Source organism: Paenibacillus sp. EKM211P, assembly GCF_011066175.1.
GTDB lineage: Bacteria > Bacillota > Bacilli > Paenibacillales > Paenibacillaceae > Paenibacillus > Paenibacillus polymyxa.
This window is the reverse complement of record NZ_JAAMNS010000015.1, coordinates 80,399-95,485: the sequence shown is the minus strand read 5'-3', so window position 1 is coordinate 95,485 and position 15,087 is coordinate 80,399. Positions and strand designations below refer to the sequence as shown.

Below are 15,087 nucleotides of genomic sequence, written 5' to 3'. Positions count from 1 at the left end.
GCGATCTCCTGTTCGGATGAACGCAGCTAACGCGAGTATATTCACGAAGAAGAGGCGGACTAACGTCCGGCCTCTATTCTTCGCTTAAAGGAGTTACAGTATGGAACCAATTGAAGGGAAGGCATACATGGAACAGAATAAACGATCCCGAGTTATGAAAGAAAGACATTACTGGGAAGAATGGACCGGCCGCATCTATACGTCGGTTTGTGTCGTTTTTTTAGTTGCAGTCATTGTCTCCATCGTATATTTTGTTGCCTCCAAAGGTGTAGCTACATTTGCGGTGAATGGAGTCAGTCTGCGAGAATTTTTCTTTGGAACCAAATGGAGCCCGGATGGCGAGCCCAAGTCCTTCGGCGCGCTTCCGTTCATTACGGGTTCTTTTGCCGTAACCATACTAGCGGCCTTAATTGCCAGTCCGCTTAGCTTGTGCGCAGCTTTGTTTATGACGGAAATCGTGCCGAAATCGGGTAAACGTATCCTTCAGCCTGCCATTGAATTGTTATCCGGCATTCCGTCGGTTGTCTATGGCTTTGTCGGCTTGACCGTAATCGTCCCATTGCTGCGAAACGTGTTCGGGGGACAAGGCATTGGTATTCTCGCAGGTTGCCTTGTGTTGTCGGTTATGATTTTACCGACGATTACGAGTATTATGGCGGATGCGTTGTCTTCCCTGCCGGGGGGACTGCGAGAATCCTCTTATGCATTGGGGGCTACCCGCTGGCAGACAATTGCCCGTGTTATTATCCCGACGCTGCTGCCTGCTCTTTTAACAGGAATTATTCTCGGGATGGCTCGTGCCTTCGGAGAAGCGTTGGCTGTACAGATGGTCATCGGGAATGCTCCGCACATACCGCATTCCTTGCTGGAATCCGCTTCGACCTTGACCAGCGTCATTACACTTAGCATGGGCAACACAGCGATGGGCTCCGTTCATAACAATGCACTCTGGAGTATGGCGCTTGTTCTTCTGCTCATGACATTTATTTTCGTGCTGCTGGTAAGGCTGCTTGAAAGGAGAAACCGGGTTTGATGAAAGCTAAAACGACCGACAAGATCGCTACATTTGTAATCTGTTTCTTCGCCTTGTTCATTGTTGCACTTTTGGTGGGATTGCTGGGCTTCATTTTGGCCCGTGGAGTCAGTCATATTTCTTTTGACTTTCTAACCAGTGCTCCGCAAACGTTACGTGCAGGTGGCGGCATTGGTCCGCAACTGTTTAATTCTGTATTTTTGCTAATCTTAACTTTGATTATCACCATTCCAATTGGCTGGGGCGCCGGCATTTACATGGCGCAATATGCAAAGCCGGGAAAAATTACGGACTTCATACGACTTGTCGTCGAAGTATTGTCCTCGTTCCCGTCGATCGTCATTGGATTGTTTGGACTATTACTCATCGTCAATACATTTAATTTTGGCTTTTCCCTCTTGTCAGGGGCGCTGGCTCTAGCCGTATTCAATCTGCCGCTGATGGTTCGCACAACTGAGCAGGCTTTCCGTGCTGTACCGAAGGAGCAAAAGGAAGCCGGACTTGCGCTCGGATTGTCCAAGTGGAAAATCATTACCTCCATTTTGTTGCCAGCAGCGCTGCCAAGCTTGATTACGGGTACCATCTTGGCCGCAGGCCGTATTTTTGGGGAAGCCGCCGCATTGCTGTTTACAGCAGGGATGAGTACACCGCCGCTTGATTTTACCGATTGGAATCCATTGCATGCCAGATCGCCTATTAATCCGATGCGACCTGCCGAAACATTGGCTGTTCATATTTGGAAGGTCAACAGTGAAGGCATTGCTCCTGACTCCAAAGATATCGCCGCAGGCGCTTCTGCGGTATTGGTGCTGCTCGTTCTGGTCTTCAACTTGAGTGCAAGATGGTTCGGAAGAGTCGTTTACCGTCGGTTGACAGCTGCCAAACGAATGGATTAGAAAGGGGATGGAGAACAATGGAACATGTGATTACACGAACGGCAAAAACCGCCACACCAGCAACATCCGTTCAGTCTACGCGTTCAGAACAACTTGCGGGGCAAGCGCCACATCCGTTCAGTACTGAGGATTTGAGTATTTATTACGGAAGCTTTGAGGCCGTGAAAAAAGTAAACTTAGCTTTTCCAGAGCAGACCGTGACCGCCCTGATTGGGCCTTCCGGCTGTGGTAAATCGACTTTTTTGCGTTCCCTTAACCGAATGAATGATGAGATTGCGTCTTCATCGACAACGGGACATATTTGGATGGACGGACAGGATTTAACGGCACCTGAGACGGACGTGATCAAGCTGCGTCAGCAAATAGGCATGGTGTGGCAACGGCCTAACCCTTTTTACAAATCGATTTATAATAACATTGCGTTCGGTCCTAAATACCGGGGAGTGCGCAAAAAGAAGCAGCTCGATGAAATCGTCGAGAGCAGCCTGCGTAAGGCGGCATTATGGGATGAGGTCAAGGATCGTCTTCACGATTCGGCTCTTGCTCTGTCTGGCGGGCAACAGCAGCGGCTTTGTATTGCACGTGCACTTTCCGTTCAACCGAAAATCCTGTTGCTTGACGAGCCAGCTTCCGCGCTGGACCCTGTGTCTACAGGCAAGGTGGAAGAGCTTATTACCGAATTGAAAAAAGAACTGCGCATCGTTATTGTGACGCACAATATGCAGCAGGCTGCACGAATTTCCGATTATACTGCCTATTTTTATGTTGGAAGTTTGGTGGAACATGGGAAAACAAACGATATATTCACCAATCCTGAAAACGAGTTGACTCAAGAGTATATCATGGGTCGCTTTGGATAAGCCGTCCAGATTGACGACTTGTTATAGATATAAAACATGAGAAACATCTTACTAATCTAGTATTGGTAAGATGTTTTTTTATTAGTTTAGTAAACTCTTACATTTGTATATAATAAAATATATTGATTATTTGGTTATATTTTCATATAATACATGTGTTTAATAGTTCTTGAAATACCACAATCCAATTAAAGGAGAGGTTTGCAATGAAGTTTAACGTTAAAAAATCTGTCAAATGGATTGCTTTTTCTGGAATGGCTATTACCCTAACAACTGGACTTGTTAGCCCTTCATGGGCAGCAGCTGAGCAGAATGTGACTGATGCAGGTGCGAGTGTTACCCAAGCCGTATACAATGATGCAAACGTTTACAAAAATACTATTGTTCCACTGGCTAGTGTGAATGTGAGTAGTTTGCTGGATAAGTATCGTGATTTTAGTAAATTTTCTACAGGAAATACATCCAAGGACACTACGCTTGCTTTGAATATTGTATCGTGGCAATTGCCGCATGGTGGATTCTTCAAAGCGATGGAAAAGAATTATAAATCCAAATGGGATGGCAAAGCAGCACGTTCTACATGGAAGAGCAAGGATGGTGTTGAACTCGGAACGTTTGATAACGAGGCCACGACAACCGAGATCCGCTTTTTAGCGGATGTATACAAAAAAACTAAAAACAAAGACATTAAAAACAGTGTACAAAAAGCAGTTGATTTCGTACTAACCTCTCAATATTCCTCTGGCGCTTGGCCGCAGGTATACCCTAAACGTGGTAATTATTCTGATGCTGCAACCTACAACGATGATGCTATGGTTAGAGTGATGGTACTGGCAGATGACATTGTAAACAAAAGGCAGCCGTTTGATAGCGATATTCTTGACAATACATATCGCTCCAGACTTCAGCAGGCCCTGAATAAAGGCGTACAGTATACACTAAAAGCTCAAATTGTAAACAATGGCACACCAACAATTTGGGGAGCACAGCATGATCCGGTTACTTATGAATCTGTGCCTGCGCGAGCATTCGAGCTTGCTTCCAAAACAACGACGGAATCGGTAGGCATTACCGCATTCTTAATGTCTCAACCGCAGACGACTGAGGTGAAAAAAGCAGCTCAGAGTGCTTTGAAATGGTTTGACACGAATCGGATCGACGGTATGAAATACAATCGTCAAGGTCCGGAGTTTTTCCAAAAGGATGCATCAAGCGTGATGTGGTATCGTTTCTACAACGTGGAGGACAATAAGTATTTCTTCTCAGACCGAGATGGCAAAAAGTATACGGACATCATGAAAATTAGTGAAGAAAGACGACTTGGTTACGCCTGGGCGGGAAGTCAGGCGAAGAGCTTATTGAAACTGGCTTCGGAAAGTGGATATTATAAACTGTCCAAGCCGTTGCCACAATAATAAAGCCATCATTGTAAATGCTTTGAGAGGGAGAGCCGTATGGTTCGGCCCTCTTTTTGTTCCCAGGCGGTAAATATGGTTTAATGGAGAGAGGGCAAAATAGAGATAAAGATGCACAAAGATAGGAGAGCTTGTATGACTCAAGAGGAGAAACAAACGCAACTACGATGGTATGGCGCACCTCTACGTGTCCGTTATCAGGAAAGCGACCAGATGGGGGTCGTGTATCATGCGAATTATTTAAACTGGTTTGAGATCGGGCGTACGGAAATGATTCGGCAGGCAGGCTTTAACTACCGGAGCATGGAAGATCGAGGAGTTTTGCTGCCAGTTATTGAAATCAATGCGAAATATGCGAGCCCTGCTCGATATGATGATTTAGTTACTATCTATACCGCTATTACGGACTTCTCCAGACTACGTCTGAACTATACTTATGAGGTTCGACGGGTAACGGATGAGGAGCACCAAAACAATGTGGGAAAGGTATGGACAGAGGCTGACACGCTGCCGGGAGAACTGCTGGTCACAGGATCGACACGACATGCGTGGTTGAATACAGACTGGAAGCCCGTTCGGCTCGATCAGGCACTGCCTGAGTTGTACACTGCGTTAAGGTCTGCTTTTACAGGCGGGGAGGGACAGAAGTCATGATGATGCGTAAACGTCTGTGGCTGTTGCTGCTGCTCATTCCTTTGGCGGAGCTGTACGGGTTTATATGGGTAAGTCACTGGATTGGAGCGGGGAAAACTATCCTGCTCATTATTCTGACGACCTTGATTGGCGCTGCCATGATGCAATTTGAAGGTCGAAAGGTGATTGCCGATGCCAAAAATGAAATGAACCGGGGCCAAATGCCTGGCCGTAAAATGCTGGATGGATTATGTGTGTTTTTCGGCGGGAGCTTGCTGCTTATCCCTGGATTTATAACGGATATTATTGGTTTTACGTTGGTGTTTCCTTTAACACGAGTATTGTACCGACGTTTTTTATTAAAGTGGCTGGAGAAAAAAATGAAAAACGGCAGTATTACGTTTCGGCGGTTTTGACTGAGCTGCCGTTGTCCCCTCTCTATAACCTAGCGGACTCTTCCAGCAAGAATGTAGTTGCGCAAGTCCTGAATGACATTTGCACGATTCAGTGCATCAAGAACGATGAGTGATACAGGTCCGATAATGAGTCCTAAAACGCCAAACAGCTTGAGCCCGATGAACATACCGATGAGGGTGGGAAGCGGGTTCAATCCCACGCTGCTGGCCAGCACCTTAGGCTCCACGATCTGCCGTCCAATCAACAGGATGGCATAGAGGATCGACAATCCAACCCCTAGTGCCAAATTCCCTGACATATACGCATACAGTGTCCACGGAATCATCACAATGCCAACCCCTAAATAAGGTAACAAATCCACCAGCCCGATCATCAAACCGATGGTAAAGGCCGATTCCACACGCAAGATGAACAGCCCAATGATAACCGTTAATGCCGTAATGGAAATGATAATAAACTGTGCACGCAAATAGCCGTACAATGCTTTACGCAGATCGTGCCAAATATCTGACAATGGTTTGCGGATCGTATCAGGAACCGTATTCGAAAGTATTCGACTATGTCGATCCCAATCCTTACTAATAAAAAAGGCCGCTAATACAATAACCATTAGCACAGCTCCCATATTAGGCAGAGAGGTTAGCAAATTTAAAACCCCATTAAAAAATTGACCGACTAGCGTAGTAACAGCAGAACTGACGGTTTGAGTCGTTTTATCAATATTGCTGTTAATGGTGTGTTGGTAATCGGGATTATCCCGAATAAAATGGTTGATTTCAATAATTATATTTTGGATTAAATCGCTTTGCGTCCAATCAATAAACAGGCTTTTAAAACGCTCGATATGCCCGTCAAAAGTCATGGCCAGCTTAATCATTTCTCGAACCATTCGGGTGATTGCAGCAGACAGGATGATTGCGATTCCGCCTAAATATACAAATAAGGAGACCGTGACAGCCGCCCAACGTGGCATACGAGCCTTGTTACGCAAAAAAACGACCAATGGGTTCATAGCATAGGCCACAAGCCAGGCGAATAGGAAAGGATAAACGAGAGGGAACAGCATATATATGCCCAGCAACAGAGCTACAATCACGATTACGACCCATAGAGCACGAAATATGCGATTCAAGATTAACCGACTCAAGCTCTCACGACTCCTTTCTTTTCGATGGCACTCCTTAAAGGAAGTGCTCTACTATACTTATGCGGGAGGAGGGTAAGACAAGACCTATGTAAAAAAGTGCAAATGAACGCATATATTTTGTAAGGGGTTTCAAAAATTTCTTTATAGATGCGATAAAACAATTGAATGTGTTGGAATAGCCCTCAATGTTCACATAAACGACAAAATCCAGTATAGTGAAAGAAGGTTTAAATATTGACATATGGCGTTAACATTACTCAGCTAAATAAAAGACATATCTTACTTTTGAAAATGTTTACATTGCAAGTCCGTTCACAATGTTTTTACAAAGGAGAGATGTAACGATGACAGCGACTAAAGGTCTGGAAGGGATCGTAGCGACCACTTCCTCCATAAGCTCTATCGTAGATGGCGTTCTCACGTACCGGGGTTATAACATTGATGATTTGGCTGTTAACGCCGATTTTGAAGAGGTAGCTTATTTGTTGTGGTTTGGAAAATTACCTGACCAAGAGCAATTGCAAGAGCTTCGCAGCCAGTTAAGCGAATATGCTGCTATTCCGGATGAAATTATTACTCAATTAAAGTTATACCCGAAAGAATTGAGTACGATGGCTGCCTTGAGGTCAGCTGTATCGTCTCTTGCTTTGTATGACCCAGAGGCGGATGATATGTCAAGAGAGTCCAATGTGACCAAAACCGTCAAGCTTCAGGCGCAATTGCCCACAATTGTGGCAGCCATAGCGCGTATACGCGAAGGCTTGGAACCAATTGCGCCTAAAAAAGGTGTTTCCATTGCTGAAAACTTTTTGTATCAGCTGACTGGCAAGGACCCGGAGGAGACGGCTATTAAGGCGTTCAATCAGGCTCTCGTGCTGCATGCCGATCATGAATTGAATGCTTCGACCTTTGCTGCGCGTGTAACGGTAGCCACTTTATCAGATATTTATTCCGGGATCACGTCTGCCATTGGGGCCTTAAAAGGACCGTTACATGGTGGGGCCAATGAGGCTGTTGCTAAAACACTGGAGGAGATTGGCGGATTGGATCAGGTGGACTCCTATATTCAGGCCAAACTGGATAACCGCGAAAAAATTATGGGCTTTGGGCATCGTGTCTATAAAAACGGTGATCCGCGTGCCAAACATTTGCACAAAATGTCCCGCGAGCTGGGAGAAATGAACGGCGACACTACGTTGTTTGATATGTCAGTTCGAATTGAGAGTATTGTAACAGGGCAAAAAGGCTTGAAGCCGAATGTGGATTTTTATTCTGCCTCCGTATATACCCAGTTGGGTATCAAGAGGGACCTGTTTACTCCTATCTTTGCTGTAAGCCGTGTATCGGGGTGGACTGCACACATTTTGGAGCAGTATGAAAATAACCGCTTGATTCGTCCGCGTGCGGAATACACAGGTCCGATGGATCAAAAATATGTGTCACCAGAGTTGCGCTAACCTTTGGAGGAAGATTGAGGTTGTATACCCTGAATTTAAAAAATAAGGTACAATAGAAGGGTCGGCGAAAGATATACGTTTTTGTCTGTGATAAAGATCATGTCTTTCGTCCTGTACCCATTCATATCTGAGGAGGAAAAGGAACTTATGGCGAAATTTGAAAAGTTTGAGCTCCCAACTGAAGGCGAAAAAATTACAATTGATAACGGTCAACTGCAGGTTCCAAATCATCCGGTAATTCCGTTTATCGAGGGTGACGGCACAGGTCGCGACATCTGGAAAGCTTCCAAGCGCGTACTGGACGCGGCTGTAGAAAAAGCATATAACGGCACGAAAAAGATTGCCTGGTATGAAGTATTCGCTGGTGAGAAAGCTTTCAATACATACGGCGAGTGGCTCCCTAACGATACTTTGGAAGCCATCCGTGAGTATATTGTAGCCATTAAAGGTCCACTTACGACACCTATTGGCGGTGGTATCCGTTCATTGAATGTGGCATTGCGCCAAGAACTGGACTTATACGTATGCCTGCGTCCTGTTCGCTACTTTAACGGTGTCCCATCTCCAGTAAAACGTCCTGAGTTGGTAGACATGGTCATTTTCCGTGAGAATACAGAAGATATTTACGCAGGGATCGAATATGCCGAAGGGTCTGAAGACGTGAAAAAGGTAATTCAGTTCCTTCAGCAAGAGCTGGGCGTGAATAAAATCCGTTTCCCTGAAACCTCAGGAATTGGGATTAAGCCAGTTTCCTCCGAGGGTTCAAAGCGTCTGGTACGGGCAGCTATTCAGTATGCCGTTGACCATGGGCGCAAGAGTGTAACGCTCGTACACAAAGGTAACATTATGAAATTTACCGAAGGTGCCTTCAAAAACTGGGGTTATGAAGTAGCTGAGCAAGAGTTTGCAGATAAAGTATTTACTTGGGCTCAGTATGATGTCATCAAGGAAAAAGAAGGTGAGGATGCGGCAAATGCAGCTCAAAAAGCAGCTGAAGATGCAGGCAAAATCATTATTAAGGATGCGATTGCTGATATTGCACTTCAACAAGTGCTGACTCGTCCTTCTGAATTTGATGTCATTGCTACGCTGAACCTGAACGGGGACTATCTGTCCGATGCTTTGGCTGCTCAAGTTGGTGGAATTGGGATCGCGCCAGGTGCAAACATTAACTATGTAACCGGGCATGCTATCTTTGAAGCTACGCATGGTACAGCTCCAAAATATGCAGACAAAGACGTAGTGAACCCTGGTTCCGTAATTCTGTCCGGCGTTATGCTGCTTGAACATTTGGGCTGGAAAGAAGCAGCTGACCTGATTTACAAGGGGCTGGAGACGTCCATTAATAAAAAGATCGTAACTTATGACTTTGCCCGTCTGATGGACGGTGCTACACAGGTGAAATGCTCCGAGTTCGCGGACACTATTATTAGTAACCTGTAAGGAAGGGGAATACTACTTGACCATTCAACGCAAAAAAATATCCATTGTTGGCGCCGGTTTTACCGGTGCCACTACCGCATTGCTGCTGGCTCAAAAGGAGTTAGGTGATATCGTACTCATTGATATTCCGCAACTAGAGAATCCGACTAAAGGCAAAGCGCTTGATATTTTGGAAGCTGGTCCAGTGCAGGGATTTGACACCCAGATCATGGGCACTTCTAATTATGAGGATGCAGCCAACTCGGATATCGTCATTATTACAGCCGGGATCGCGCGCAAGCCGGGGATGAGCCGTGATGATTTGGTCAACACGAACGCAGGAATTATAAAATCCGTATGTGAGAATGTGAAGAAGTACGCGCCCAATGCTATCGTCATTATTCTGAGTAATCCGGTCGATGCTATGACCTATACGGCGTACCAAACGCTTGGCTTCCCGAAAAATCGGGTTATTGGCCAATCAGGTGTGTTGGATACGGCTCGGTATTGTACCTTTATTGCCCAGGAACTGAATGTTTCGGTTGAAGACGTGCGCGGTTTCGTTATGGGAGGGCATGGTGATGATATGGTACCGCTCGTACGCTATTCCAGCGTAGGAGGTATACCTATCGATAACCTGATTTCTCAGGAACGTATCGAAGCGATTGTACAACGTACACGAGTGGGTGGCGGAGAAATCGTTAACCTATTGGGTAATGGCAGCGCATATTATGCTCCAGCAGCTTCGCTTGCGCAAATGACAGAAGCGATTGTAAAAGATAAAAAACGGATTATTCCAGTCATTGCTTACCTGGAAGGAGAGTATGGCTATCAGGACCTGTTCCTCGGTGTACCTACACTTCTTGGCGGTAACGGCATCGAAAAAGTGTTCGAGTTGGAATTGACAGCTGCAGAAAAAGCAGCGCTCGATCAATCTGCCGAAGCGGTTCGTAATGTTACTAAAATAGTCAACGTATAGATACGATTTGCTACTAAAACGGTATACTTTTTTACTTAAAGAGGTGTCCACAAGTCATAGTTATGGCTGTCGGCCACCTCTTTTATTTTTAAATAGTCTATTGTTTTCTTCCTTTTCTTTTAATATTGAAAGTTTCAGTTAGGATTTGCTGGCACCAGCGGAGCGAACGGAATGATTGCGGACAAGCATCCACCCGAGTTGAAACTTTCCCCCTCATACTCCTTTGCTTTGACCCACTTCCCCGGTATAATAGAGTTCATATGCATTAATAGTTACATAGAAAAGCATGTCCCAAAACATTGCAAAGATGCTAGTCATTCGTTGGAATATGATCGTTCTATGGAAAAATCAGTTTGTAAGAAAACAAAGAATTGGAGGTTATAAAGAATGTTTTTTATTCACATTATTGGATCACTGGCAATGGGCTTTTATTTATTGCTTCCCTTCGTCGTGGGCAAAATCGACAAATTGGCTCCAAGTGCGCAGGAGGGAACGATATCGGCTGTGCAGCTATTGAACCGTTTGGCGCAATTTGCACTAATCCTTGTGCTTATTAGCGGCATCTATATGATTTTTGCTTGGAAGTCTTATTCGGTAGCATGGATCGTGGTCGTGTTGTTGTTGTTTCTTGCTATTTCTGGTATCGCAGGTGCTATGGGTAAGCCATTACGATTGTCACTGGAAGCGGTTCGCAACCAACAGCCAATTACGCAATACGCTGGTAAAGTGCGAATGTTCAGTACACTGTTGGCCGTCTTCATGATCTTAATTACGTTTTTAATGGTATACAGCCATATTATTTAATGAATCATTTTATGAGCGGTTGGAATTGAATAATGACAACGGCTAACGTTGAAAAAACGGTCTGTGCAGAATAAGCATAGGTCGTTTTTTTGTGTGCTCACATAGCTGGATTTTTCTTTTTTCGTTTAACGGATAAGTTTGTGTGGTAAATCAGGAGTAGAGTGGATGCAAATGTTGCATCCTAAAAAATATCTGATTTTGAAGGGAGAATGTACAATGGCTAAAAGCAACCAACCTCAGCAAACCTTGCCCCCGCAGCACCAGGAACAGCAACCGGGGATTGAGTCCAAAATGACGCCTGCACCGCAATTTGAAAAACCAACTTACAAAGCGGCTGGCAAGCTAACAGGCAAAGTTGCACTGATTACTGGTGGAGACAGTGGAATTGGGCGGGCTGTAGCTGTCACGTACGCCAAAGAAGGTGCGGATGTAGCTATCGTCTACTTGAATGAGCATAAGGATGCGGAAGAAACCAAACGTCAGGTCGAACAGGAAGGACGCAAATGCGTGTTGATTCCTGGCGATATCGGAGATGACCAATTTGCCAAAAAAGCGGTGCAACAGACGGTGAACGAATTGGGCAAGCTCGATATCGTCGTGAACAATGCGGCCGAGCAGCATCCACAGCAAAAGCTGGAGGATATCACCAAGGAACAGCTGGAGCGCACGTTCCGCACGAATATCTTCGGTATGTTCTTCCTAACACAAGCGGCATTGCCGCATTTGAAGAAAGGGAGCGCGATCGTCAACACAACGTCGATTACCGCATACGCTGGGAATAAAACACTCATTGATTATTCCTCCACCAAAGGGGCAATCACATCATTCACTCGTTCCCTATCACTCAATTTGGTGGATCAAGGTATTCGAGTGAACGCTGTAGCCCCAGGGCCGATCTGGACACCGTTAATCCCGTCTACCTTTGATGCCAAGACGGTCAGCGAATTTGGAGGAGCACAGCCCATGAAGCGACCGGGTCAGCCGGAAGAACTGGCGCCAGCTTATGTGTACCTTGCTTCAGACGATTCGTCTTATGTAAGCGGGCAGGTTATTCATATCAATGGCGGTGAAGTTGTAAACGGATAAGAGGATAAAGAAAAGGTTGGGGCAGTCTTTTGCTCCGGCCTTTTTTCTTTTCACAGTGGAACATAATGCAGGTAGCCTGTAGAATGAGATTAACTTACATAAAAGGATGGGCAAATTTCTATGAAATCGTTTCGTTTCAGGCTTACCCTGATCATGCTGATTTTGATTGGCGTATCTGTCCTTGCTGCTGGAATCACTATGGGACAAATTTTCAAAAATTCGAATATGAAGGTGCTAGAGGAGAACATGGGCCGCGAGATTGACTTGCTTCGCGCTACTTTCCCATTTGTTAATGCTGATGCCCTATCCAGCACAGATTACGTCTCCTATTATTCTGAGAAGGCGAAGGAAATTGCCCATCTGACCGATTCGCGAGTGACCTTCATTCGTAAGGACGGGACGGTGGTGGGTGATTCGTTAAGCGATCCGCGCAAAATGGAAAACCATGCATCGCGTGAAGAAATACGACAAGCTACGTCGGAAGGAATCGGACGGACGATACGCTACAGTGAAACTTTGCAACGAAACATGCTATACGTCGCTGAGCCTGTTGTATCGGACAAGGGCTTTGACGGATATATCCGTTTATCCATGAGTCTGAAAGCGGTGGAAGAGGGAATGCAGCGCGGCTGGACGGCCATCGGGGTTGGTCTTGTGTTGCTGTTTATTGCTGCTGGACTGATGAGCTATCGTATTGCTCGCAGCCTCACCTCGCCCATTGAACATATTACAGGGGTAGCCAACCGTATTTCAGGACTGGATTATGACGCAAGGGTCGGCGTACAGCGCCGGGATGAGGTAGGACAACTGGGTGAAGCCATTAATCGTATGGCTGACAGCCTCCAAAACCAAATGAAAACGATTCGTGACAATGAGGATCTGCTGCAAAGCGTCATGAGTAATATGACAGGCGGGATTCTGATGATCGATGCTAATGAACGCATTGCGCTTGTCAACCGTGAGTCTGAGCGTATGCTCGGTGTCGCGGGTAAGCGGGTGACAGACAAGCCGTATCATGAGCTGAAGAAGCACTATGAGCTCACAAAGCTAATTGAGGGCAGTATACAAAGCCGAGAAAGGCTACATGGTGAGGTGCATTTGTACAATCCCGAAGAACGACTCGTTTTGCTAGATGGTGTCCCTATGTATGAGGATGAAGGGGGATACCGGGGGATGCTGTTCCTTTTGCAGGATATTACAGCTATTCGACGGTTGGAAAATATGCGAAGCGAATTTGTGGCAAACGTCTCTCATGAGCTAAAAACACCGATTGCCGCAGTCAAGGGTTTTGCCGAGACATTGCTTGGTGGCGGGGTCAAAGATGAGGAAACAGCCCGTTCCTTTTTACAAATTATATATGACGAAAGCGAACGACTGAATCGACTGATCGGCGATATTCTGGAGCTTTCCAAAATCGAGTCCAAGCGCTCTCCGCTGGATTGCTCTCCAATTCATATCTCTTCTTTCATAGAATCATTGCTGGAGAAACTGAACAATGTAGCAGCGAAGAAAAGGATTACACTGCACATGGATATCCCGGATGAATTGTTTATGGAGGCAGATGAAGATAAGCTTCAGCAGATTTTCCTGAACCTTTTGTCTAATGGCATTAACTATACACTTGATGGCGGCAAGGTAAAAATTAAGGTTATAACGCTACAGCGAGACCATGACACGGAAAAGGTCGTATTTACAGTCAGTGATACGGGTATTGGGATACCGAAAAAGGACCTGCCCCGTATCTTTGAGCGCTTTTATCGGGTGGACAAAGGTCGCTCACGCAACTCGGGCGGAACGGGCTTGGGATTATCTATTGTCAAGCACCTGGTTGATCTGCATCATGGTACACTTTCGGTCGAAAGCGAGCTTGGTTTGGGTACGACGTTTACCGTTGAATTACCGTTATTGCAACAGGAAGAATGAACTATAACATTTTTTACATTGTGTTAACAATGCCGTGATAAAATAAACGGGTGTCGCATGAGCATGGAAAAGATTTCAGGATTTTGACTAATGCGCCTTTAACAGGTAAACAGGAGATGAAGTTATTAATGGGACAACGTTTGCTGGTTATTGAGGATGAACCAACGCTTGCCAGATTGCTATCCTACAATTTGATACAAGAAGGTTTCGAAGTGGACACGGAGGATCATGGCAGTGCTGGGTTTGAAAGAGCGTCCAGAGAATCCTACGATTTGATCCTGCTGGATTTGATGCTGCCGGGAATGAATGGACTGGACATTCTGAGCAGACTTCGCCATCAGGGGCTGACGACACCTATCATTATTCTCACCGCTAAAAACGGGGAGGCTGAGGTTGTCCAAGGACTGAAGTCGGGTGCTGATGACTACATCACAAAGCCCTTTGGCGTTTCTGAGCTGTTGGCCCGCGTAACGGCTGTGCTGCGAAGAACATCCGGAGGGGATGAGGGAGTGCTGTCTGAACAGAAGGATGGCTCCAAAATTCAACTGGGCGAGCTGGAAATCTACCCTGAAAAATATGAAGTCATTCTTGGAGGTCAATCCATCAGCTTAAGACCCAAGGAATTTGAGGTACTTCTCTATTTGTCCCGCAAGCCGGGTGTCGTCCTGACTCGAGATGATCTAATGAATGCCGTGTGGGGCTTTGACTACATCGGTGGTCAACGGACGGTGGATGTACACGTCAGCTCCTTACGTAAAAAGCTGGAGCTTGATCCCGACTCGGTTCATATTGATTCGATCCGCGGAGTGGGGTATAAGCTTGTTGTAAATAAAAAAAGAAGCGCTTCTCATTTGTTATAAATGAGGAGCGTTTTTCTCTTTCCAGGCCGTAGCAGCAACTTTTATGTCCATTTTGTGATTTTACATTTCGTTGACAAAACTAGCCATTAAAATCAACAAATGACCGATATGATGTTCCCGTCACTCCAAGTAGTTAAAAAAAGGGGACTTCAGAA

At 45.6% G+C, this 15,087-nt stretch carries 14 protein-coding genes; 13 read left to right on the top strand and 1 reads right to left on the bottom strand.

The window, feature by feature from the left end; all coding sequences use genetic code 11:
* The first annotated feature begins 100 nt into the window (after positions 1-100).
* The 6 genes from pstC (at position 101) to G9G57_RS19585 (ending at position 5,253) form a co-directional block, all read left to right on the top strand.
* A complete protein-coding gene (pstC, locus tag G9G57_RS19610) occupies positions 101-1,033 on the top strand; it encodes a phosphate ABC transporter permease subunit PstC (protein ID WP_013370343.1) in 933 nt (310 codons plus the stop codon).
* Entirely contained in the window at positions 1,033-1,929 is an 897-nt protein-coding gene (gene pstA / locus G9G57_RS19605) for a phosphate ABC transporter permease PstA (RefSeq protein WP_016819623.1), read from the top strand. Before pstC ends, pstA begins: the two co-directional genes overlap by 1 nt.
* A gap of 17 nt (positions 1,930-1,946) precedes the next feature.
* Complete coding sequence (pstB, locus tag G9G57_RS19600) at positions 1,947-2,789, top strand: phosphate ABC transporter ATP-binding protein PstB (RefSeq protein WP_016819624.1); 843 nt, start codon at positions 1,947-1,949, stop codon at positions 2,787-2,789.
* Between the two features lie 206 nt (positions 2,790-2,995).
* A complete protein-coding gene (gene pelA / locus G9G57_RS19595) occupies positions 2,996-4,204 on the top strand; it encodes a pectate lyase (protein WP_025364513.1) in 1,209 nt (402 codons plus the stop codon).
* A 135-nt stretch (positions 4,205-4,339) separates the two neighbouring features.
* A complete protein-coding gene (locus G9G57_RS19590; RefSeq protein WP_164965443.1) occupies positions 4,340-4,858 on the top strand; it encodes an acyl-CoA thioesterase in 519 nt (172 codons plus the stop codon).
* Positions 4,855-5,253: an FxsA family protein gene (locus G9G57_RS19585; protein ID WP_013370347.1), complete on the top strand. Its 399-nt coding sequence runs from the start codon at positions 4,855-4,857 to the stop codon at positions 5,251-5,253. Before G9G57_RS19590 ends, G9G57_RS19585 begins: the two co-directional genes overlap by 4 nt.
* Positions 5,254-5,282: 29 nt before the next feature.
* On the opposite strand, the gene ytvI is transcribed toward G9G57_RS19585, so the two are convergent.
* Positions 5,283-6,401 carry a sporulation integral membrane protein YtvI gene (ytvI, locus tag G9G57_RS19580; protein WP_016819627.1) on the bottom strand — a complete coding sequence of 373 codons (1,119 nt, stop codon included), beginning with the start codon at positions 6,399-6,401 and terminating at the stop codon, positions 5,283-5,285.
* A 344-nt stretch (positions 6,402-6,745) separates the two neighbouring features.
* Here ytvI and citZ point away from each other — a divergent pair, with 344 nt between their 5' ends.
* From citZ to G9G57_RS19545, 7 genes are all read left to right on the top strand, one after another.
* Positions 6,746-7,858, top strand: coding sequence for a citrate synthase (citZ, locus tag G9G57_RS19575; protein ID WP_016819628.1), 1,113 nt, complete (start codon positions 6,746-6,748; stop codon positions 7,856-7,858).
* A 147-nt stretch (positions 7,859-8,005) separates the two neighbouring features.
* Positions 8,006-9,301, top strand: coding sequence for an NADP-dependent isocitrate dehydrogenase (gene icd, locus G9G57_RS19570; RefSeq protein ID WP_016819629.1), 1,296 nt, complete (start codon positions 8,006-8,008; stop codon positions 9,299-9,301).
* 16 nt (positions 9,302-9,317) lie between these two features.
* The gene (gene mdh / locus G9G57_RS19565; protein WP_016819630.1) at positions 9,318-10,259 is read left to right on the top strand and encodes a malate dehydrogenase; all 942 of its coding nucleotides are present in this window, start codon (positions 9,318-9,320) and stop codon (positions 10,257-10,259) included.
* Positions 10,260-10,646: 387 nt separating this feature from the next.
* Entirely contained in the window at positions 10,647-11,063 is a 417-nt protein-coding gene (locus tag G9G57_RS19560; RefSeq protein ID WP_017425909.1) for a hypothetical protein, read from the top strand.
* Positions 11,064-11,279: 216 nt separating this feature from the next.
* Positions 11,280-12,149, top strand: coding sequence for an SDR family oxidoreductase (locus G9G57_RS19555; protein ID WP_029514976.1), 870 nt, complete (start codon positions 11,280-11,282; stop codon positions 12,147-12,149).
* A 120-nt stretch (positions 12,150-12,269) separates the two neighbouring features.
* A complete protein-coding gene (gene pnpS / locus G9G57_RS19550; RefSeq protein ID WP_102997785.1) occupies positions 12,270-14,072 on the top strand; it encodes a two-component system histidine kinase PnpS in 1,803 nt (600 codons plus the stop codon).
* A 128-nt stretch (positions 14,073-14,200) separates the two neighbouring features.
* Positions 14,201-14,932 carry a response regulator transcription factor gene (locus tag G9G57_RS19545; RefSeq protein WP_013370356.1) on the top strand — a complete coding sequence of 244 codons (732 nt, stop codon included), beginning with the start codon at positions 14,201-14,203 and terminating at the stop codon, positions 14,930-14,932.
* The last annotated feature ends 155 nt before the right edge of the window (positions 14,933-15,087 follow it).